Annotated in this window: 21 protein-coding genes; 15 read left to right on the plus strand and 6 right to left on the minus strand. The window is 67.6% G+C overall.

Annotated elements, in window-relative coordinates; translation table 11 throughout:
* The first annotated feature begins 8 nt into the window (after positions 1-8).
* The 4 genes from R2601_RS03690 (at position 9) to serB (ending at position 4730) form a co-directional block, all read left to right on the plus strand.
* On the plus strand, positions 9-551 hold the full coding sequence (locus R2601_RS03690) for a gamma-glutamylcyclotransferase (RefSeq protein WP_007793751.1): 543 nt from the start codon (positions 9-11) through the stop codon (positions 549-551).
* Between the two features lie 54 nt (positions 552-605).
* Positions 606-1838 (plus strand): hypothetical protein, encoded by a 1233-nt coding sequence (locus tag R2601_RS03695; RefSeq protein ID WP_007793767.1) that lies wholly within the window; start codon positions 606-608, stop codon positions 1836-1838.
* Positions 1839-1841: 3 nt separating this feature from the next.
* Entirely contained in the window at positions 1842-3746 is a 1905-nt protein-coding gene (locus R2601_RS03700; RefSeq protein WP_007793770.1) for a peptidoglycan -binding protein, read from the plus strand.
* A gap of 114 nt (positions 3747-3860) precedes the next feature.
* Positions 3861-4730: a phosphoserine phosphatase SerB gene (gene serB / locus R2601_RS03705; protein WP_007793773.1), complete on the plus strand. Its 870-nt coding sequence runs from the start codon at positions 3861-3863 to the stop codon at positions 4728-4730.
* Positions 4731-4771: 41 nt separating this feature from the next.
* On the opposite strand, the gene R2601_RS03710 is transcribed toward serB, so the two are convergent.
* Positions 4772-5770 carry an asparaginase gene (locus R2601_RS03710; protein ID WP_007793775.1) on the minus strand — a complete coding sequence of 333 codons (999 nt, stop codon included), beginning with the start codon at positions 5768-5770 and terminating at the stop codon, positions 4772-4774.
* A gap of 174 nt (positions 5771-5944) precedes the next feature.
* Between R2601_RS03710 and R2601_RS03715 the strand changes: the two genes are divergently transcribed.
* On the plus strand, positions 5945-6475 hold the full coding sequence (locus R2601_RS03715; protein WP_007793777.1) for an invasion associated locus B family protein: 531 nt from the start codon (positions 5945-5947) through the stop codon (positions 6473-6475).
* An 82-nt stretch (positions 6476-6557) separates the two neighbouring features.
* Here R2601_RS03715 and R2601_RS03720 read toward each other — a convergent pair whose 3' ends face one another.
* On the minus strand, positions 6558-7358 hold the full coding sequence (locus R2601_RS03720; protein ID WP_254656031.1) for a helix-turn-helix transcriptional regulator: 801 nt from the start codon (positions 7356-7358) through the stop codon (positions 6558-6560).
* A gap of 114 nt (positions 7359-7472) precedes the next feature.
* Here R2601_RS03720 and R2601_RS03725 point away from each other — a divergent pair, with 114 nt between their 5' ends.
* The 10 genes from R2601_RS03725 to argE all read left to right on the plus strand — a co-directional run bounded on the left by R2601_RS03725 (position 7473) and on the right by argE (position 17140).
* Positions 7473-8540 carry an ABC transporter ATP-binding protein gene (locus R2601_RS03725; RefSeq protein WP_007793783.1) on the plus strand — a complete coding sequence of 356 codons (1068 nt, stop codon included), beginning with the start codon at positions 7473-7475 and terminating at the stop codon, positions 8538-8540.
* Positions 8540-9460 carry an ABC transporter permease gene (locus R2601_RS03730; protein WP_007793786.1) on the plus strand — a complete coding sequence of 307 codons (921 nt, stop codon included), beginning with the start codon at positions 8540-8542 and terminating at the stop codon, positions 9458-9460. Before R2601_RS03725 ends, R2601_RS03730 begins: the two co-directional genes overlap by 1 nt.
* Positions 9457-10263 carry an ABC transporter permease gene (locus R2601_RS03735; RefSeq protein WP_007793789.1) on the plus strand — a complete coding sequence of 269 codons (807 nt, stop codon included), beginning with the start codon at positions 9457-9459 and terminating at the stop codon, positions 10261-10263. The genes R2601_RS03730 and R2601_RS03735 overlap by 4 nt, the downstream gene beginning before the upstream one ends.
* A gap of 43 nt (positions 10264-10306) precedes the next feature.
* Positions 10307-11332, plus strand: coding sequence for an extracellular solute-binding protein (locus R2601_RS03740; RefSeq protein WP_007793792.1), 1026 nt, complete (start codon positions 10307-10309; stop codon positions 11330-11332).
* 9 nt (positions 11333-11341) lie between these two features.
* Positions 11342-12109: a carbon-nitrogen hydrolase family protein gene (locus R2601_RS03745; RefSeq protein ID WP_007793795.1), complete on the plus strand. Its 768-nt coding sequence runs from the start codon at positions 11342-11344 to the stop codon at positions 12107-12109.
* 2 nt (positions 12110-12111) lie between these two features.
* A complete protein-coding gene (locus R2601_RS03750) occupies positions 12112-13476 on the plus strand; it encodes an aminotransferase class III-fold pyridoxal phosphate-dependent enzyme (protein WP_007793797.1) in 1365 nt (454 codons plus the stop codon).
* A gap of 253 nt (positions 13477-13729) precedes the next feature.
* Positions 13730-14854 carry an aromatic ring-hydroxylating oxygenase subunit alpha gene (locus R2601_RS03755; RefSeq protein WP_007793800.1) on the plus strand — a complete coding sequence of 375 codons (1125 nt, stop codon included), beginning with the start codon at positions 13730-13732 and terminating at the stop codon, positions 14852-14854.
* A 72-nt stretch (positions 14855-14926) separates the two neighbouring features.
* Positions 14927-15343 (plus strand): RidA family protein, encoded by a 417-nt coding sequence (locus R2601_RS03760; RefSeq protein WP_007793803.1) that lies wholly within the window; start codon positions 14927-14929, stop codon positions 15341-15343.
* Between the two features lie 37 nt (positions 15344-15380).
* Positions 15381-16058: a DUF1028 domain-containing protein gene (locus tag R2601_RS03765; RefSeq protein WP_007793806.1), complete on the plus strand. Its 678-nt coding sequence runs from the start codon at positions 15381-15383 to the stop codon at positions 16056-16058.
* Entirely contained in the window at positions 16058-17140 is a 1083-nt protein-coding gene (argE, locus tag R2601_RS03770) for an acetylornithine deacetylase (protein ID WP_007793807.1), read from the plus strand. Before R2601_RS03765 ends, argE begins: the two co-directional genes overlap by 1 nt.
* 2 nt (positions 17141-17142) lie before the next feature.
* On the opposite strand, the gene R2601_RS03775 is transcribed toward argE, so the two are convergent.
* The 4 genes from R2601_RS03775 to R2601_RS03790 are packed head-to-tail and all read right to left on the minus strand — an operon-like array spanning position 17143 to position 20371.
* A complete protein-coding gene (locus R2601_RS03775) occupies positions 17143-17844 on the minus strand; it encodes a glycosyltransferase family 2 protein (protein ID WP_007793810.1) in 702 nt (233 codons plus the stop codon).
* Positions 17841-18413, minus strand: coding sequence for a DedA family protein (locus R2601_RS03780; RefSeq protein WP_007793813.1), 573 nt, complete (start codon positions 18411-18413; stop codon positions 17841-17843). The genes R2601_RS03775 and R2601_RS03780 overlap by 4 nt, the downstream gene beginning before the upstream one ends.
* 3 nt (positions 18414-18416) lie before the next feature.
* Entirely contained in the window at positions 18417-19553 is a 1137-nt protein-coding gene (locus R2601_RS03785) for a ceramide glucosyltransferase (RefSeq protein WP_007793816.1), read from the minus strand.
* Entirely contained in the window at positions 19550-20371 is an 822-nt protein-coding gene (locus R2601_RS03790; protein ID WP_007793819.1) for a UDP-2,3-diacylglucosamine diphosphatase, read from the minus strand. Before R2601_RS03790 ends, R2601_RS03785 begins: the two co-directional genes overlap by 4 nt.
* Between the last annotated feature and the right edge of the window lie 9 nt (positions 20372-20380).

Consider the following 20380-nt stretch of genomic DNA (forward strand, 5'->3'; position numbering starts at 1 on the left):
CCAGAACCATGGCGCTATGGGTCTTCGGCTACGGCTCTCTACTGTGGAATCCCGGCTTCGAGGTGGCGGAGGCGGCGCAGGCCAGCCTGCCCGACTATCACCGCAGCTTTTGCATGCGCTCGATCCACCATCGCGGCAGCGAGGCCGAGCCCGGTCTGGTGCTGGCACTCGACGAGCAGCCGGGCGCGCTCTGCGAGGGGCTGGCGCTGCGCGCCGCCGACGGCACGGAAGAGGCGACCATCGCCTACCTGCGCGAGCGCGAACTGGTCTCCTCGGCCTATCTCGAGAAGATGCTGCACGTGGATCTGCAGGACGGCCGCCGGGTCGAGGCGGTGACCTACGTGATCGACGCCGCCCACGTGCAGTATTGCGGTGGGCTGCCGCTCGAGGAGCAGGCAGGCATCATCGCGCGCGCCGTGGGCGGGCGCGGTCCGAACACCGAGTATCTCTACAATACCGCCGCCCATCTCGACGAATTGGGCATACCCGATGCGGAACTGCACTGGTTGCGGGACCGTGTACGGCAGCTTGTGGATAACGACTTGGCTTGATGCGGCCCCCGCAATAGGGTCGGGCCAACGCGAACTACTTTCTCAGGGACCTAGATGCACAAGGCCGATTTCGAGGCAGAACCGCATTTCAGCCAGCCGTTCCGCCAGATCGCCATGATGCTGGCGGTGCTCGGCCTGTGCGGTGCTGGTGGATTCGTGGCGCTGCCCCGGGTGCTGCCGGTGATCGAGGCCAACCCGTGGCTCAACGGCTTCATCATCTTCGTCTTCTTCCTCGGGGTCGTGGCCTGCTTCCTGCAGGTGGCGCAGCTGATCCAGTCGGTGCGCTGGATCGAGCATTTCGTCACCGACCGGGATGCCGGCAATCGCCCGCCGCGCCTGCTGGCGCCGCTTGCCGCGCTGCTGCGCCGCCGCGACCGCCGGCTGCAGATCACGACCAGCTCGACCCGCTCGATCCTCGATTCGGTCGCCACACGGATCGACGAGGCGCGCGAGATCACCCGCTACCTGGTCTCGCTGCTGATCTTCCTCGGCCTGCTCGGCACGTTCTACGGCCTCGCCACCACGGTGCCGGCGCTGGTCGACACCATCCGCAGCCTCGCGCCCAGCGAGGGCGAGACCAACATGGAGGTCTTCACCCGCCTGATGTCGGGGCTGGAAAGCCAGCTCGGCGGCATGGGTGTGGCCTTTGCCTCCTCGCTGCTCGGCCTCGCGGGCTCGCTGATCGTGGGCCTGCTCGAGCTGTTCGCCGGGCACGGCCAGAACCGGTTCTACCGTGAGCTCGAGGAATGGCTCAGCACCATCACCAAGCTCAGCTTCTCGGGCGACGGCGAACAGGCGAGCGACACCGGCATCGTCGAGCAGGTGCTCGACCAGATGACCGACCAGATGGAGCGGCTCACGCTGATGTTCTCGCGCGCGCAGGAGGGCCAGAACGAGGTCGACGCCCGGCTCGGGCAGCTGGCGGATTCCGTCGAGCGCATGACCGAGCGGCTCGAGGCGACGGCGCCCTCGGCCAATTCCCTGGCCCGCATCGCCGAGGGGCAGGAGCGGCTGGCCGAGGTGCTGGCCGAGCGCGAGACCTCCGAGGGGCTCGACGCAGAAAGCCGCATGCGCCTGCGCTCGATCGACGTGCAGATGCTGCGCCTGCTCGAGGAAGTCGCCGCCGGCCGGCAGGAGAGCATGGCCGAGCTGCGCACCGATCTTGCGGCGCTGAACCGGACGCTGACCAAGCTGTCGCACGCGCCGCAGGCGCAGCCGCAATCGGTGACCATCCGCCCGGTGCGCCCCGGCGGTTCCGGTGGCGCCGGCGGCAAGAGCGGGGCCTGATCCATGTCGCTGTCGCGACGCACCGGGGCACGTTTTCAGGCCAATATCTGGCCCGGCTTCGTCGACGCGATGACCGGGCTCCTGCTGGTGCTGATGTTCGTGCTGACGATCTTCATGGTGATCCAGTCGGTGCTGCGCGACACCATCACTGGGCAGGAGAGTGAGCTTGATCGTCTGTCCTCGGAGATCACCGAACTGTCGCGCAGCCTCGGTCTGCAGGAGCGCCGGAACACCGCGCTGACCACCCGCATCGGCGAGCTCGAGACCACCATCGACGATGCCGAGACCCGGATGACCGAGCAGCAGAGCCTCATCGCCTCGCTCACCGCCACCCGCGACCGGCAGGCCGAGGAACTCACCGCCGCCGCCAACCGGATTACCAGCTTCGAGGAGCAGGTCGCTTCATTGCTGGCCGACCGCGACGCCGCCGAGAGCGAGATCGCGGCGCTCAGTGCCACGCAGGAGGACCTTGAGGCCGCGCAGGCCGAGCTGACCTCCGAGCGCGATGCGCTCGATCTGGCGCTGGCGCAGGCGCGCAGCGAGGTCGACGCGCAGGCAGAGGCGGCCCGGCTCGCCGCCGCACGCCGCGAGGCGCTGCAGGCGCTGATCGAGGACCTTCGGGCTCAGGCCGCGGATCGCGATGCGCAGATCGGGGGGCTGTCTTCGCAGGTTGACGCGTTGCAGGCCGAGCTGAGCGAGGAAGAAGCGCAGCGCTTGGCCGAGGCCGAGGCCGCTGCCGTCCTGCGCGCACGTCTGGAGAATGCCGACAGCGAACTGACCGCGATGACCATGGCGCTGGAAGAGCAGCGCCGTCGCGCCGAGGAGACTCTGACGCTTCTGGCAGCGGCGCGCGACGCCGAGGAGGATCTCGACGCCCGGCTCGCCGCCGCGCTCTTGCGGCAGGACGAAACCGAGGCGGCGCTGCAGCGCGCCCGCGATGCGGCAGGCAATGCCGAGACCCTGCAGGACGATCTGGCGCAGGCGCAGGCCACGGCCGAAGACCTGCGCAGCCGGCTCGCGGCGCTGCTCGAAGAGCAGGGCGAGGCCGAGATCACCCAGGAGGAGCTGCGCGATCGCCTGACCGCGGCGCTGGCTGCGCAGAAGGCGGCCGAGGCCGAGGCCGGTGCGCGGCTGAGCGAGGCCGAGCAGCGCGCGGCGCTGCTCTCGGAGGCGCGCAGCGAACTGAGCCAGACGGAGGCTCGCGCCAGTGAGGCCGAGCGCCAGCGCGAGCTCCTCAACCAGCAGGTCGCGGCGCTTCGGTCGCAGCTGTCGCAGCTTCAAGGACTGCTCGACGAGGCGCGCGAAAGCGACGCCGAGGCGCAGGTGCAGCTGCAGAACCTCGGCTCCGAGCTCAACGCCGCGCTGGCGCGGGTCGCCGCCGAGGAGCGGCGCCGCCGCCAGCTCGAGGAAGAAGAGCGCCGACGGCTCGAGGCGCAGGCCGAGGATCTCGAGCGGTATCGCTCGGAATTCTTCGGACGGCTGCGCGAGGTGATCGGCGATCAGGACGGCATCCGCATCGAGGGGGACCGCTTCGTGTTCTCCTCGGAGGTGCTGTTCGCGCCGGGCGAGGCGCGGCTCTCGCCGCTGGGCGAGGGCGAAATCGCCAATATCGCGGGCATCCTGCAGCGGGTGATGTCGGATATCCCGCCGGGCATCGACTGGATCCTGCGCGTCGACGGCCATACCGATGACACGCCGCTGCGCCCCGGTGCGCGCTTCGCCGACAACTGGGAACTCAGCCAGGCCCGCGCGCTGTCGGTGGTGCGGTTCCTGGTCGAGGACATGGGCATCCCGCCGCAGCGGCTGTCGGCCAACGGCTTTGGCGAATACCAGCCGGTCGATCCCGCCGACTCGCCCGAAGCGCGCGCGCAGAACCGGCGCATCGAGCTCAAGCTCACCGAACGCTGATCAAGGGCCAAGAATTTTAGCTAAAATTCTTGGCCACGGTCCGCCCTCCGGCAGGTCTGGCAAAATACGCCGGCCCATGCCAGAAGCGCCGCCAACGCTCAGGAGGTCGCGCCCATGTTCATTCTATCGCTCATTGCCCGTCCCGGCACGCTCGAGACCGCGCTGGTGTCGTCGCTGCGCAACGCCACCGGCGGCGGTGCGGCGGTCTGGCTGTCGCAGGGCGAGGCGGCAGAGTTCCCGCTCGATCACGTGCCGTCCAATCTCGAGGAGCTGCGCGTGGCGGTGGCCGATCAGGCCGACCTGAATCTGGTGCCGGCGCTGGGCCGTCGCAAGACCATGCTGCTGGCCGACATGGATTCGACGATGATCCAGCAGGAATGCATCGACGAGCTCGCCGAAGAGGCTGGTGTCGGCGCGCATGTGAAGGAGATCACCGCGCGGGCGATGAACGGTGAGCTCGATTTCGAGGGCGCGCTGACCGAGCGCGTGGCCCTGCTCAAGGATCTGCCCGAGACGGTGATCGACCGGGTGCTCGAGACCCGCATCACCCTGATGCCCGGAGGGCGCGAGCTGGTGGCCACGATGAAGGCCAATGGCGGCTATGCGGCGCTGGTCTCGGGCGGCTTCACCGCCTTCACCGCCAAGGTGGCGGGGCTGGTGGGCTTTGACGAGAACCGCGCCAACACGCTTCTGGTGGAAAACGGCAAGCTCACCGGCGAGGTGGCGCGGCCGATCCTTGGCCGCGAGGCCAAGGTGCAGGCGCTCGAGGAGATCTCGGCGCGGCTCGGTATTCCCGAGGCCGACGTTCTGGCGGTGGGCGACGGCGCCAACGATCTCGGCATGCTGGGCCGGGCGGGCATGGGCGTGGCGCTGCACGCCAAGCCCTCGGTGCAGGCGCAATGCGATCTGCGGGTGAATCACGGCGACCTGACCGCGCTGCTCTACCTGCAGGGCTATGCCCGCGAAGATTTCGCCACGGTCTGAGCCGGGGAGCGCGGGGCAACGCCCCCGCGCCCGCTGTCAGGTCAGGGGAAGCCGGGCGCCGTCGCGATGCGCCCGACCTCGATGCCGGCGCGGTTGTGGATCGGCGGGCAGAGGAAGCGCTGCACCTCCGGATCTGCCTCGTCGAGCACCCCGAGCTGCACCAGAAGCGCCGCCACGGCACAGTCGGCAGCGCGGGTGGCGCCGTCGGTGATCTTCAGCGCCAGTCCCATGCCGCGTTCCGGCAGGATGGCGACGAAATAGCCCTCGGCCCCTGTCTTGATCGCCACCGGCTCCTTGGCGGCGCGCATCAGGTGGGTGCAGGCGCGGCCTTGGCCCGCGACATGTTCGGGGAACGCGATCATCGCCTCGACGAGCTGCGCTGCAGCCTTGCTCAGCGTGTCCGGTCGCGTGTGGGCGTTGGCGTACCACGCCATGGCGCGGGCCATGCCCTCCATCGTGGTGGCGAAGTTCGGCGCCGAGCAGCCGTCGATGCCGAAGCCCGGGCTTTCCATGCCGGATACCGTCTCGAACAGCTCGCGCACCTCGCGCTGCACCGGGTGGTCGGGCGCGCAATACTCTGCGCCACCGCCGAGATGCTTGTTGAAGGTCAGGAAGCCCGCGTGCTTGCCCGAGCAGTTGTTGTGCGCCTGGCAGGGGCACTTGCCCTCGCGGATCATCTGAAGCTTGAGCGCCTTGTCACGCGAGACCTCCGGGCCGCAGCGCAGGTCGTCATCGCTCATCCCCAGCTCCGCGAGCCACGCGTTGACCGCATCGACATGCAGCGGCGCGCCCTGATGCGAGGCGCAGGCCAGCGCCAGTTGCTCGGTCTTCAGGCCGAACGCCTGCGCCGCGCCCGAGGCCACCAGCGGCAGCGCCTGGATCATCTTGGCCGAGCTGCGCGGCAGGATCACCTTGCCGGGATCGCCCCAGGCCTGCACGATCTGGCCGCTGTCATCGCAGATCACCGCGTGGCCTGTATGGGCGCTTTCGGCCAGCGGTCCGCGGTGGATCTCGACCATGAGTTCGGGCGCGTTCGACATGCTCGGGTCCTTCACAACTAAGCGATAACTTGCCAACAGGGGGTTTATGGCCGCAGGTTTTTCAGTCTATCTTCCCGACGTCGAGTAGAAAATCGGAAGCGCGCGCGATTGGGCCGAAACTGGCCGGGCGCCGACCGCGTGATTGAGGCACAAGACAGCTGGAGGCTGCACGGTATGAAGTCAATTCTCGGTGGAGTTCTGGGTGGAGCCCTGCTGGCGCTGACCACCACGGCGGTGCTCGCTCAGGAAGAGAGCCAGAACCGGGTCAATGCGATCACCGACTGGTCCGTGTTCGAGGGCAGCGACCCGCGCGAATGCTGGGCGGTCACCACTTACAAGGAAAGCGTGAACACCAAGGACGGCCGCGTCGTCTCGGTGCGCCGCGGGGACATTCTGCTGATGGTGTTCTACCGCCCCGAGGGCGGCGTGAACGGGCAGGTGGCCTTCACCGGCGGCTATCCCTTCGCGCCCGGCTCGACGGTCGGCGTGAACATCGGCGGCTCGGAATTCGAGCTCTACACCGATGGCGAATGGGCCTGGCCGGCGACCTCGGGTGACGACAGTCAGATCATCGCCGCGATGAAGCGCGGCGCCGACGCGGTGCTGACCGCGCGGTCGGCGCGCGGCACCCAGACCAAGGACACATTCTCGCTGCTGGGCTTCACCGCCGCGGTCGAGGACGCCGAGCAGCGCTGCGCCGGCTGATCCGCGCGCCCTAGCTGACAGAGATTGAAGCCCCTCGCAGGACGATGCGGGGGGCTTTCTCGTGTTGGCCTCGGGGCGATGTTCAGAACTCCAGCGAGGACAGCATCGGCATCATCAGCGAGAACAGCTCCGCCTGCGAGGAGATCTCGCATTTGCGGTAGAGCTGCTTGCGGAACACCTTCACGGTCTGCGGGCTGATCTCGAGCCGCATGGCAATCGAGGCCGAGGAGTGACCCTTGAGAATCAGCAGCGCGATCTCGGCCTGTCTGCCGGTCAGCGCCACGCCATGCTCCTGCTCCATGCGCTTCTGCAGCGCCTCGGTGACGGCGGAGTCGCGGAAATCGCCGGTCGAGCGCAGGTTCGACCAGTGCCGCGCCGCCAGCGCGCAGGCGATCGGCGCGATCTGCTCGGCGCGCTCCATGTCGCGCGAGGAAAACACCCGGCCCGAGCTGGCATCGCGCCCGAGACAGACATGCACCGACACGCCCTCGGACGGGTAGGCCACATAGGCGACCTCGTCGATCAGCGTGGTGCGCCGGTAATAGGCCGAGAAATATTCATTTCGGGTGAACTGGTCGGGCGCGATGTCGCGCATCCGGTAGAGCCCCTCCGGTGCCCGCTCGATGTGCAAAGCGTGGAACGGATCGAGCAGATAGGCCCCGGTCAGGTAGTCGTCCTCGAGCTTTTCGTGGACACGCTTTTCCTGCGCATGGGAAAACAGAAGCTCGGGCGGCCGGTTCTGGAAATAGGCCAGCATCGTGGTGTTGTCGATCTCGTAGCAGCGCATCAGCCACTGAAAAAAGAGGCCGGCGAACGCGTCGGTCTCGAGCGCCGCGATGGCGCGCCCGAGGAAATTCTCCGTCAGGTTCGGCAATTTTCGCATCATACCTCTCTGGGGGTATATACCCCCTGTTTCGCATGAGCCTAGGGTATAGCCATAAGAGCGGGTGGTATAGCCCGAAACAGGGACAACAGCCGCAGGGGGTGGTTCGGTATCGTGACCGGGACCGTGATCAACATCGACCGCGTGGTGAAGCGCTTCGGCACCTTCACTGCGCTCCACGAGGTGTCGCTCGACATCGCCGAGAATGAATTCTTCACGCTGCTCGGGCCGTCGGGCTGCGGCAAGACCACGCTTCTGCGTTGCATCGCGGGGTTTGAGCCGGTGAGCGGCGGGCAGATCCGCCTGCATGGCGAGGACATCGCGCCGCTGCCGCCGTTCAAGCGCCCGGTCAACACGGTGTTCCAGCACTACGCCCTCTTCCCTCACATGACGGTGCTCGAGAACGTGATGTTCGGCCTGCAGCGGCTGGGCTGGTCGGTGGTGGATGCCGAGGGCCGCGCCAAGCAGGCGCTCGAGCTGGTGCACCTGTCGCAATTCCTCAAGCGCCGCCCCGGTCAGCTCTCGGGCGGGCAGCAGCAGCGTGTGGCGCTGGCCCGCGCGCTGGCGCCCGAGCCCAAGGTGCTGCTGCTCGACGAGCCGCTCTCGGCGCTCGACCTGAAGCTGCGGCAGGCGGTTCGCATGGAGCTCAAGCAGATCCAGCGCGAGACCGGCATCGCCTTCGTCTTCGTCACCCACGATCAGGAAGAGGCGCTGACCATGTCCGACCGCATCGCGGTGATGTCGGACGGGCACGTGCAGCAGATCGGCGCCCCGCGCGAGATCTACGAGGCCCCGGCGAACCGCTTCGTGGCGGATTTCATCGGCGAGACCAACCTGATCGAGGTGCCGGTTCTGGGCATCTCCGACGGCATGGCCGAGGTCTCTCTGCCCGGCGGTCGCGCCCTGCGCTGCCCGACGCCGCTCAGCCGCGCGGTGGGGCAGGGGGTGCTGTCGCTGCGCCCCGAGCGTATCGATCTCTGCCCGGCCTCGGAGGCCGACCTCACTGTGATCGCCACCGATCAGGTCTATCTGGGCACCGACATCCAGCTCAAGGCGCAGCTCGCAGGCGGTCAGGAGATGACCGTGCGGCTACAGAACGCCGAGGCCACACGCCTGCCCGAGCGCGGCACCGAGGTGGGTCTGAAACTGGAAGCAGGCGCCGCCCGCCTGCTCTCGGCCTGATGGCGGCGATGGCGCCGGGCGGCGCATCCTCGTCGGAAATCTACAAGGGCAACGCAAGCAGATTGCTGTTGCCGACATGGGTGGTCATCGGGGTCTTCCTGTTGGTCCCGGTTGCCCTGATGGCCACCTATTCGTTCCTCACCAAGGAATTCCGCGGCGGCGTGATCTGGGAGTTCTCGCTCGCCGCATATGACCAGTTCTTCCTCGATCGTGGCCTGTTCGGAGACGAGCCGCCGCGCATCGAGTGGACCTTTATCACGATCTTCTGGCGCTCGATCTGGCAGGCCGGTCTGGCGACGCTCCTCTGCCTGCTCATCGGCTTCCCGACCGCGTGGTTCATCGCCACCCGCGAGGCCCGGATGCGCACCGTCTGGCTGCTCATCGTCACGGTGCCCTACTGGGTCAACCTGCTGATCCGCACGGTCTCGATGAAATTCCTGATCCGCGATGAGGGCCCGCTCAACGCCATGCTGCTCTGGAGCGGGCTGATCGACCAGCCGCTGGGGCTGATCAACACCAACCTCGCGGTGCAGCTGGGGCTGTTCTACTCCTATCTGCCGTTCATGGTGCTACCGATCTACGCCGCGGTCGAGCGCTACGACTTCGCGCTCTCCGAGGCGGCGGCCGATCTCTATGCCGGGCGCTGGACGACGCTGCGGCTGGTGATCCTGCCGGTGGTCAAGCCGGGGCTCATCGCGGGCTGCATCCTCGTCTTCGTGCCCTCGCTCGGCGCCTTTCTCGCGCCCGACCTGCTGGGCGGTGCCAAGAGCTTCATGATCGGTTCGCTGATCGAAGAGCAGTTCAAGGGCGCCGCCGGCAACTGGCCCTTCGGGGCGGCAGCGGCGATGATCCTGATGAGCATCGTGATGGTGGTGCTGCTGGTCTACGCCCGCTCGCAGACTCGGGAGGCCAAGGCATGAAGCAGCTCGACTTGCGCCGCTTCCCCGGCTTCTTCGCGATCACGCTGCTTTGCGTGGTGGTGCTCTACGCGCCGCTGCTGGTGGTCTCGGTCTACAGCTTCAACGCCTCGACCTCGATCACCAATTGGGGCGGCGTCTCGTTGGAGTGGTATGTCGATGTCTTCACCGGACCGGAATCGCCGAAATTCCAGCGCGCGGCGATGAACTCGCTGATCATCGCGGTTCTGGCCGGGCTCTGCGCCACGCTGATCGCCACCTCGGCGGCGGTGGCGATGCACCGCGCCGGGCGCTTCAAGGGCAAGACCGCCACCTTCGCGCTGATCAACCTGCCGCTCATGGTGCCCGAGGTGGTGACCGCCGTCGCCAGCCTGATCTTCTTTACCGCCATTGGCTTCTCGGGCGGTGTCGGCACGATCCTTCTGGCTCATATCACCTTCTGCATCCCGTTCGCCTACCTGCCGATCGCAGCAAGGATGCAGAGCGTGCCCGACAGCTACGAGCAGGCGGCGATGGACCTCTATGCCACACCCTGGGAGGCGTTCCGGCTGATCCTGCTGCCGCTGATGATGCCCGGCATCTTCTCGGGATTCCTGCTCGCCTTCATCATCTCTCTCGACGACTTCCTGATCACCAATTTCGTGAAAGGGGCCGGTGTCGAGACCTTGCCGACCGCCATCTTCGGCGCGGTGAAACAGGGCATCAAGCCCAACATCATGGCGATTTCCACCCTGATGCTCGGCGTCTCGGTGGTGTTCGTCACCCTCTCCTGGCTGATCGGACGCAGCGGCCAGGCCAAGACATGATGACCACCTCAAAACCACAAAAAACCAACAGCGGAGACACCCCATGAAGACGATCCTTGCAACCTCCCTGATCGCACTGGCCGCCGCCACGGCGGCGCAGGCCGAGGGCGAGCTGAAGCTCTACAACTGGTTCGAGTACATGCCGCAGGAGCTGCTCGACAAGTTTACCGAAGAGACCGGCATCACGGTCACCATGGACACCTATGACAGCAACGAGGCGCTGCTGGCCTCGCTCAAGGCCGGACGGCTCGGGTCCTACGACCTCACGGTGCCGGGCGACTACATGGTCAAGATCCTCGGCGACGAGGGGATGCTCGACACCTTCACCCCCGAGGAAGTGCCGAACCTTTCCAACATCGAAGACCAGTGGATGGACGTGCCCTTCGACGAGGGCCGCAAGAGCTCGGTGCCCTACCAGTGGGGCTCGACCTCGTTCGCGGTGAACCGCGAGGTGTTCGACGGCGACATCCAGACCACCGGCATCATCTTCGAGCCGCCCGAAGAGCTGAAGGGCAAGATCAACGTGCTCGACACCGCGGGCGAGACGCTGACGCTGGCCTCGATGCATCTCGGCATCCCGCAATGCAGCTCTGATCGCGAGCAGCTCAAGGCGCTGAATGCGCTGGTGATGGAGGCCAAGGCCGACTGGGCGTCCTTCGGCTCGGATGTGGCCAAGGACGTGCTGGTCTCGGGCGACGCGAGCGCCGGGATGATCTGGTCGGGCTTTGCCGCCAAGGCCCGCGGCGAGGGCGCGCCGATCGAATATGCCTTCCCCAAGGAGGGCGTGATCGTCTGGATGGACAACCTCGCCCTGCTGAAGGACGCGCCGAACCGCGACAGCGCGCTGGCCTTCATGAACTTCATGCTCGAGCCCGAGAACGCCGCCGCGCTGACCAACTACGCGCAGTATTCCGCGGGCGTGACCGGCGTAGCCGAGTTCCTCGATCCCGAAGTCGCAAACTCGCCCGAGTCGAACCCGCCGGAAGGCACCGACACCGTCTTCGTCGAGGCCTGCCCGGAAGAGGTTCAGGTGCTCTACGATGCGATCTGGACCAACCTGAAGAAGTAAGCCCGCCCCATGAAACTCGCGCTTTATCAGGGCCCCGCGATCAGCGGGGCCACGGAGGAGACGTTTGCCTGCGTCTCCACCCAGCTTACCGCCGCGGCTGCCGCTGGGGCCACCATGCTGGTCATGCCCGAGCTGTTCCTGCCGGGCTACAACCAGCCCGCCCTGCACGACCGGCTGTCGCAGCCGCGCGGCGGCGACTGGGAAACCCGGCTTGCAGGGATGGCCCGCGCGGCGGGCTGCGGTCTCACGATCGGCTGGGCCGAGCGCGAGGGGGAAACGGTCTACAACGCCGCCACCGCCTTCGGGGCGGATGGCGGCGTGCTGGGGCATTACCGCAAGATCCAGCTCTTCGGGCCGATGGAGCAGGCCTCCTTCGCGCCCGGAGACGCCTTTTGCACCTTCGAGCTGGGCGGCGTGAAGGCGGCCCTGCTTATCTGCTACGACGTGGAGTTTGCACCGCATGTGCGGGCGCTGGCCGAGCAGGGCGTCAGCCTCGTTCTCGTGCCGACCGCCAACGCGGTGGGCTTCGATCACGTGCAGCGCGCCATCGTGCCCGGCCGCGCCGCCGAGCTCGGCATCACCATCGTCTATGCCAATTACTGCGGCCTTGAGGCCGGGTTGTCCTTCGGGGGCCTGTCGCTGATCGCCGATCCGCTGGGCCAGCCGATGGTCTCCGCCGGACGGGGCGAGGCGCTGCTCGTCGCCGATCTTGGCGTGAACGACGACCTGCCCAAACCCTCGCTTTCCACTCAACTCGCTGATTACCGGGAGCTCTGATCATGACCCTCGACCTGCCCAAGACCACCGACGACATCCTCACCGAGGACGTGCACCTCGTGCAGTCCTTCGCCGACCTCAACGCGCTCAAGCAGGATGGCGCGCGCACCGCCATCGTCGGCGCCGAGGGCACGATGGTGACCGACAGCGAAGGCAACGAGCTGATCGACGGCATCGGCGGGCTGTGGTGCGTCAACGTTGGCCACAAGCGCCGCGAGATCATCGAGGCGATCAACCAGCAGCTCGAGACGCTGGATTTCTACTCGACCTTCTACAGCTTCACCCACCCGACCGCCGCGGCGCTGGCCGCCAAGCTCGCCGAGCTGGCGCCGGGTTCGCTCAACAAGGTGCATTTCGGCAATTCCGGCTCGGTCGCCAATGACAGCGCGGTGCGCATCCTGCACCACTATTACAAGCGCCTTGGCCAGCCCCAGAAGCGCAAGGTTCTGAGCCGCCACGGCGCCTATCACGGCTCCACCCACCTCGCCATCGCCATGACCACGCCGGAATATTCCGACGGCTGGCACAAGGCCGAGGGCATCGTGCACCACCTTCGCAAGCCACACTATTGGCGCGAGGGGGATGGCATGACCGAGGCCGAGTTCACCGACGCGCTGCTCGACGACATGAAGTCCGAGATCGAAAGCCTCGGCGCCGAGAACATCGCCTGCTTCATCGGCGAGCCGATCATGGGCGCGGGCGGCGTCATCGTACCGCCCGAGGGCTATCACGCCCGCGTCGCGGATCTCTGCCGCGACTACGAGATCAAGGTGATCTCGGACGAGGTGGTGACCGCGTTCGGGCGGCTCGGGCATTTCTTCGCCTCGAAGGACGTGTTCGGCTTCCAGCCCGACATCATCACCACCGCCAAGGGCCTGACCTCGGGCTACCAGCCGCTCTCGGCGACGATCCTGTCGGACGAGATCCACGAGGTGATCTCGGGCCCCGGAGCCATGTTCCTGCACGGCATGACCTATTCCGGGCATCCCGCCGCCTCGGCCGCGGGCCTCGCCAATATCGCGCTGATGGAGCGCGACCAGATCCCGCAGACCGCGCGCACCACCGGCAAGCTCTTCGAGACCACGCTCAAGGGGCTCGGGGATCTCGACATCGTGGGCGAGGTCCGCGGCAGCCACTTCATGATCGGCATCGAGTTCGTCAAGGACAAGGTGTCCAAGGAGATCTTCGATCCAAGCCTCAACATCGGCCTGAAGGTGGCGCAGAAGTGTCAGGAGAAGGGGCTCATTGCCCGCCCGCTGGGGCATATCCTGATCCTGTCGCCGACGCTGATCCTCTCGCCCGAGCAGATCGCCACGATCGGGGCCATCCTGCGCGAGAGCATCACCGAGGTGATGGCCGAGCTGTGATCCCTCTGGCGTTAGGTTATTCCTAATCCGAACCTCGGAAGGCTGTTCTTTTCCCGAAGCAATGGCTCGGGCACTCTCGGTCCTGATCGCCGCTCCGGCTCAAAAACGGGGCGGCGTCGTCTGGTCCGGCACCCGCCCATCGCACCGACCCGTGCGAGAGGCTTGACCGGCGGCGGTCCAGGCTCGACGAAAGAGGTCTCGATCCGGCGGCGGGCCCGTCCGTCTCCGGCGCGAGTGGCAGGGAAGCACGACGATGAACATCCACGATCCCGCGGCGGAGCTCCGCGCCAATGTCGCAACGCCCTTCGAGGCCGCGCAGGCGATGCCGGTCTCGGTCTATACCAGCGAAGAGTTCCTCGCGCTCGAGCAGGAGCATGTCTTTGCCAAGAGCTGGCTCTGTGCCGGCCGCGCCGATGCGCTGAAGGCGCCGGGTGACTACCTGACCATGGAAATCGCCGGCGAGCCGGTGATCGTGTTGCGCGACCGCGAGGGCACCTTGCGCGCCATGTCGAACGTCTGCCGCCACCGCATGTCCATCCTGCTGGAAGGGCGCGGCAATGTCCGCACCATCACCTGCCCCTACCATGCCTGGACCTACAGCCTCGACGGCAGCCTGCGCGGGGCGCCCGCGATGGAGATGAACCGGAGTTTCTGCAAATCCCAGACCAGCCTGCCGGCGGTGCGCTGCGTCGACTGGAAGGGCTGGATCATGCTCACGCTCGATCCCGACCTGCCCGAGCCGCAGGAGACGCTTCGCGAGATGGACGACCTCGTCGGCTACCTGCCGATGCAGGACTATGTCGAGGTGTTCCGCGAGGAGCATCGCTGGAACACCAACTGGAAGATCCTCGCCGAGAACTTCATGGAGAGCTACCACCTGCCGATGTGCCACGGCGGCACCATCGGCGGGGCGGTGGATCTGAAGAAGATGACCTGCCCCGAGGGATATCCCGGCTTCAACTTCCACCACATCCTCAAGGATGACAGCATCGCGCTGTCGATCGCCCACAAGGACAACACCGCGCTCGCGGGCGAGGACCGCTACCGCACATGGCTGATCTCGGTTTACCCGTCGCTGATGATCACGCTGACGCCGGGCTACTTCTGGTATCTCAGCCTGACCCCGGACGGCCCCGGCCACGTGAAGATCATCTATGGCGGTGGGTTGCATCCCGATTTCGCCGCGGACGCCGAGGCAGAGCAGCATTTCGAGACCCTCAAGGGCCTGCTCGACCACGTCAACGACGAGGACAAGGGCTGCACCGAGCGGGTCTGGAAGGGTATGCAGTCGCGCCACGCTGTGCCCGGCGCGCTGTCGCATCTCGAGCGCCCGAACTACGAGTTCGCCACCTGGATCGCCGGCAAGATCCCGAGCTGAGGCGCCGTGCCCGACCAACCTGCGCGGACCGTTCAAAGAGCCCGCGAGAAACTGACCAACAAGAGGACCGACATGGCCCATACCCGCATCCGCCCGTTCAACACCAAGGACACCTACCCGGAGCAGAACCTCGACAACGATCTGGCGCAGGCCGTGGTCACGAGGGGCGGGCGCACCGTCTGGCTGCGCGGCCAGTGCCCGCAGAACCTCGACGATGCCAAGAACATCGACAGTCACGATCCGGTCGAGCAGACCCACAAGGTGATGCAGAACATCCGACAGCTGATCGAGGAAGCCGGCGGCTCGATGGAGCATCTGGTCAAGGTGGTAGTCTACATCACCGACGTACGCCACCGCGAGGCGGTCTACCGCACGATGGGCGAGTATATCAAAGGGGTACACCCGGTCTCGACCGGGCTGGTGGTGCAGGCGCTGGCGCGGCCCGAATGGCTGGTCGAGATCGACGGCACGGCGGTGATCCCCGACTGAGCCCGCGCCCGGCGGACGACAGGACCAAGGAGACGACATGACCTTTTCCCTCGTGGCGCGCTGCGCCGAGACCGGGCAGTTCGGCGTGGCAATCTCGTCCTCCTCACCGGCGGTGGCGGCGCGCTGCGCCTATGCCCGCGCCGGGGTGGGCGCGGTGGCGTCGCAGAACGTCACCGACCCGCGGTTGGGGCCCCGAGCGCTCGATCTGATGGCCGACGGCGCCGGCGCCGATGCGGCGATCCAGGCACTGCAGCAGAGCGCCGATCACATGGCCTACCGACAAGTGCTCGCGGTGGACGGGCAGGGCGGCACGGCGATCCATTCCGGGCCGAACTCGCTGGGCATCTGGACGCAGGCGCAGGGGCGCGACGTGGCGGCGGGCGGCAACCTGCTGGCCAACGACGCCGTGCCTCAGGCCATCGTGGACGGATTCGAGGCGGCCCCCGGCGCGCTGGGCGACCGGCTGATCGCGGCGATGCGCGCCGGGCTTGCGGCGGGCGGCGAGGCCGGCCCGGTGCATTCGGCGGGGATGCTGATCGTCGACCGCGAGAGCTGGCCCTATGCCGAGCTGCGCTGCGACTGGATCGACGACGGCTGCCCGATCGAGGCCATCGCGCGGGCGTGGGAGGTCTACCAGCCGCAGGCGGCGGATTACGTCACCCGCGCGCTCGATCCCTCCGCCGCGCCCTCCTATGGCGTGCCGGGGGACGAGTGATGCGGGTGCTCGAGCTGCTCGACCGGCTCATCGCCTTCCCCACGGTGTCGTCCCAGAGCAACCTCGATCTCATCGACTGGACGCAGGCCCATCTCGAGGCCTGCGGCTTCGCCGTCACCCGCGTGCCCTCGCCCTGCGGAGAGAAGGCCGGGCTGATCGCCAATCGTGGCGGGGCGGGCGGCGTGGTGCTCTCGGGACATACCGACGTGGTGCCCGCCGAAGGCCAGCCATGGGGTCGCGACCCCTTCCGGCTGACGCGCGAGGGCGCGCGGCTCTTCGGGCGCGGCACCACCGACATGAAGGGCTTCGTGGCCTGCGCGCTGGCGCTGGCCGAACAGCCCGCCGAGGCGCAGGGGCCGGTTTCGATCGTGCTGTCGTGGGACGAGGAGGTGGGCTGCCGCGGCATTCCGCACATGATCCCGCATCTTGAGGCCGCGCTGGGGCGGCAGGCGCTTTGCGTGGTGGGTGAACCGACCTCGCTGGTGATGGCGACCGGGCACAAGGGCAAGGCGGCCTATCGCGCGGTCAGCCACGGCGAATCCGGGCATTCGGCGATGGCGCCGCGATTCCGCAACGCGCTGCACGGGGCCTGCGATCTGGTCGCAAATATTCGGGCCGAGCAGGCCCGTCTGATGCAGGAGGGCGCGCAGGATGCGGGGTACGACGTGCCCTGTTCGACCCTGCACGTGGGCAAGCTGCAGGGCGGCACTGCGCTCAACATCGTGCCCGACCGCGCCACTATCGACTGGGAAATCCGCCACCTCGCGGCCGAGACGCCGGACGAGATCGTGCCGCGTGTCATGAGCGGGCTGGAGCATATGGAGCTGGAACAGGTGTTTGCCTACCCGGGCCTCGACACCGATCCCGATTTGCCGGCGCTGGCCAAGCTGCGCAGTCTCTCGCGGGGGCTCTGCAAGGTGTCTTACGGCACCGAGGCGGGGGTCTTCGTGCCGACCGGCATCCCCACCGTGGTTTGCGGGCCGGGCGACATGGCGCAAGGCCACCAGCCCGACGAGTTCATCGAGCTCGACCAGCTTACCGGCTGCATGGAGATGCTCGAGGCGCTGGTGGCGCCGGGCTGAGCTCAGACCCGGCGGCTGCGCAGCGCCACCACCTGTCGCATGGTCTCGGTCGGCGGCACTGTGCGGAAGATGTCGCCCAGCATGGCGATGTCGGCGCGCAGCCCATCGATCCAGCCGCCGCGCTTGGCGTGCTTGTAGGGGCTTTCGACCTCTGGCCAACGCACGATGGCGATGTGCAGCCCCTCGGCCAGCCACAGCCGGTTGATGAACACCTCAAGCCCGAAGCGCGGCAGGTTCAGCAGCGCCTCGGTCTGGTTCGCCAGCAGCCGGCGCGGCATCACGCGCTCGCCCGAGATGTAATCGATGCCGATCATCCGCCAGATCAGCGGCGCGTTGCGGCGCAGGCTTATGGTGGCCTCTGCACGGCGCTCCAGCACCGGCAGGATCAAGGCGCTGAGATGCTCGGGCCCGAGGCCGAGCAGGTCGCTGTCGAGCAGCAGGATATGGCTGCCGCGCGCCTCGGTGATGCCGCGGGTCACGGCGCGCGTCTTGCCGCCGTTGCGCGGCTGGCGCACCACCCGCAGCGCCGACTCATCCTGCCCATGCGCCTCTGCGGACTCGGCGGTGCCGTCGGAGGAGCCGTCATCGACCACGATGACCTCGTCGATCAACGGGTGGCCCAGCACCGCATCGAGCACGGCGCCGATGCGCGGGGCCTCGTTATAGGCCGGGATGATGCAGGAGATGGACAGAGCGCGGGTCATTTCTGTGTCGTCCTCTTGAGAAGCCAGGCGATGCCGCCCAGCACCAGAACGCCCAGGAGCAGCAAAGAGATCCGCGCGATCCAGTCGTCGATGCGGGAATAGGCGGCGCCGAAGGCGTAGCCGATGAACACGAAGAACAGGCTCTTGGGGATGGTGGCGAGCAGGTTGACCCAGAAAAACCGCAGCAGCGGCATCTTGGCGAGCCCGGCCGCCACCAGCACCGCCGCCCCGGCGGAATGGGTGATCTTGCCCAGCACCAGCGTGCGCGCGCCGTGGCTCTCGAAATGGCCCGAGACCTGCGCCAGCCGTGCCCGGCTCAGCCCCATGCGGTAGCGCCAGCGCAGCGGCAGACGGTGCAGCCCCCAGCGCCCGAGCGCGTAGAACAGGAGGTCTCCGAACAGGTCGGCAAGGATTACCACCACGCTCACGCTCCACACGTCGAGCAGGCCGCGGCTTGCCAGCCAGGCCGCGATCACCGTGACGATCGGGCCCTCGAGCACCGCGATCGGTGCGAGGATGGCCAGCCCGTTCTTGGCGAGCAGGGCGGTGACGGTTTCCAGTCCGAACAAAGCTTACTCCGCGGCGCCTGCGGCCTCGGCCGGCGCCATGTCGGTGCCGCGCCATGTGAAGCCACGCCCTGTCCATGTGGCGACCCAGAGCGCGGGAAGCAAGGCGTCGCGCATCATCATCGCGGCCAGGTCACGCAGCCCGGCGGGCCAGCCGGCAAGGCGGGCCAGCGCGATCTCGGCACCGTACCACAGCGCCGGAAGCGCGGGCAGGGCGGCAAGCGGCGCGGCACCCGTTGCGACCAGACCGAGCGTTGCGGCCAACGGCAGCAGCGGCCCTTGCGCGATCTCGGCGCAGAAGATCAGCGCAAAACCGTCGCGGCGCACCTTGCTCCAGCGCAGCTGACGGTCCCAGACCGCGCGTGCGTGGCGGCTGCCGATGGGCTGGGCGAAGAGCTTTGGCGTCAACCGCACCCGCTTGCCCTGGGCGCGCACCAGCTTGGTCGAGGCCACGTCCTCGGCAAGGTTGCGCCCGAGCGCCGGCAGGCCTCCACCCGCCTCGAGGATGTCGCGGTGCCAGAACAGCGTCTTGCCCTGGGCAAAGCCCAGCCCAAGGCTGTCGGCGGCGAGCTGCCAGCGCCCCTGCGAGCTGTTGAGAAAGGCGCATTCCACCGCGCCCCAGAAATTGCCCGGGCGGATCCCGGCGGGCGGCGAGGAGACCAGCCCAGTGTCGCTGCGCCACGTGGTGATCAGGGTGCGCAGGTAGTCGGGCGGCAGAAGCAGGTTGCTGTCGGTCATCGCCAGCCACTCTCCGCGCGCCTCGCGGTAGCCCTTGTGCAGGTTGTTGAGCTTGGGGTTGCCGCTGATCGGGGTCTCGCCGAAGAGCAGGGTCGCCTCGACCTGCGGGTTCTCGGCGATCAGTTGGCGCACCAGAGGCACCGAGGCGTCGGTCTCGGAGGGGGCACAGAAGAGGATCTCGTAGCGCGGGTAATCCTGCCGGAACGACGAGCCAAGCGTCTCGCGGTCGAAGGTGTCGAGGCCGCAGACCGGACGCACCAGCGAGATATAGGGCAGCTCGGTGTCGTCCGCCGGAGCCACGGAACGCTGGCGATATCGCCATGCGGCCAAGAGGGCGCTCAGCAGGTGCGCGGCGACGGTGACAGCGAGGATCGCGCCGAGCGCGGAGACGAGCAGATCGGTCATGCGATGCCTTCCGCCAGTGCGCCGCCCTTTCCGGCGGCGGGTTTCGAGGCCGCCGGCGACGGGGCGGGAGCGGCGAACTTGACGAGGCTCAGTGTGCCCTGAGCGTCCTCGGTCATCGCGGTGAGACTGTCGATCCAGTCGCCGCAATTGGCATAGACCATCTCGCCATGCTGCCGCAGGCCGGGTTTGTGCGAGTGGCCGCAGATCACGCCTCCGGTGCCGGCGGCGCGGGCCAGCTTGATCAGGCGGCGCTCGAAGCGATCGCCCATCGCCAGCAGCTGGTTGGCATGGCCGATGACCCGCTGGGCGTGGCTTTGTGTCCCCGCGGGGACATCTCCGCGACGGCGCTGCCAGTCATCGACCTGCCGCAGCATCGCGTCGAGGCGACTACCGAGCCGCGTCATGGCGTGCCAGCGCAGGATGCGCGGGTCGCATTGATCGCCGTGCAGCACGAGATAGCGCCGATCATCGGCCGCGTGGTGGATCACCGCTTCGCGCAGTTCCCAGCCCTCGACGGCGGCGTCGGGCGCGCGCATTGCCGCATCGTGGTTGCCGGGCAGATAGACGATCCGCGTGCCGTTGCGGCGCCGTTGCCGAAACTCGTCCATGACGGTTTCGTGGGCGTCGGTCCAGTGCACGCGGCCCCCGTGCCAGAGGTCGAAGATGTCGCCGACAAGATAAATCGTCTCGGCTTCGATGTTCCTGAGAAAGGCGAGAACCTGAGACGGGCGACTGGCGCGGGCCCCGAGATGCAGGTCCGACAGGAACAGGCTGCGCATCGTGCGGCGGGCGTCATTGCCGGCGGGAGAAGACGGCATCGGAAGGTC

Origin of the sequence: Salipiger bermudensis HTCC2601 (assembly GCF_000153725.1) — a bacterium.
GTDB lineage: Bacteria > Pseudomonadota > Alphaproteobacteria > Rhodobacterales > Rhodobacteraceae > Salipiger > Salipiger bermudensis.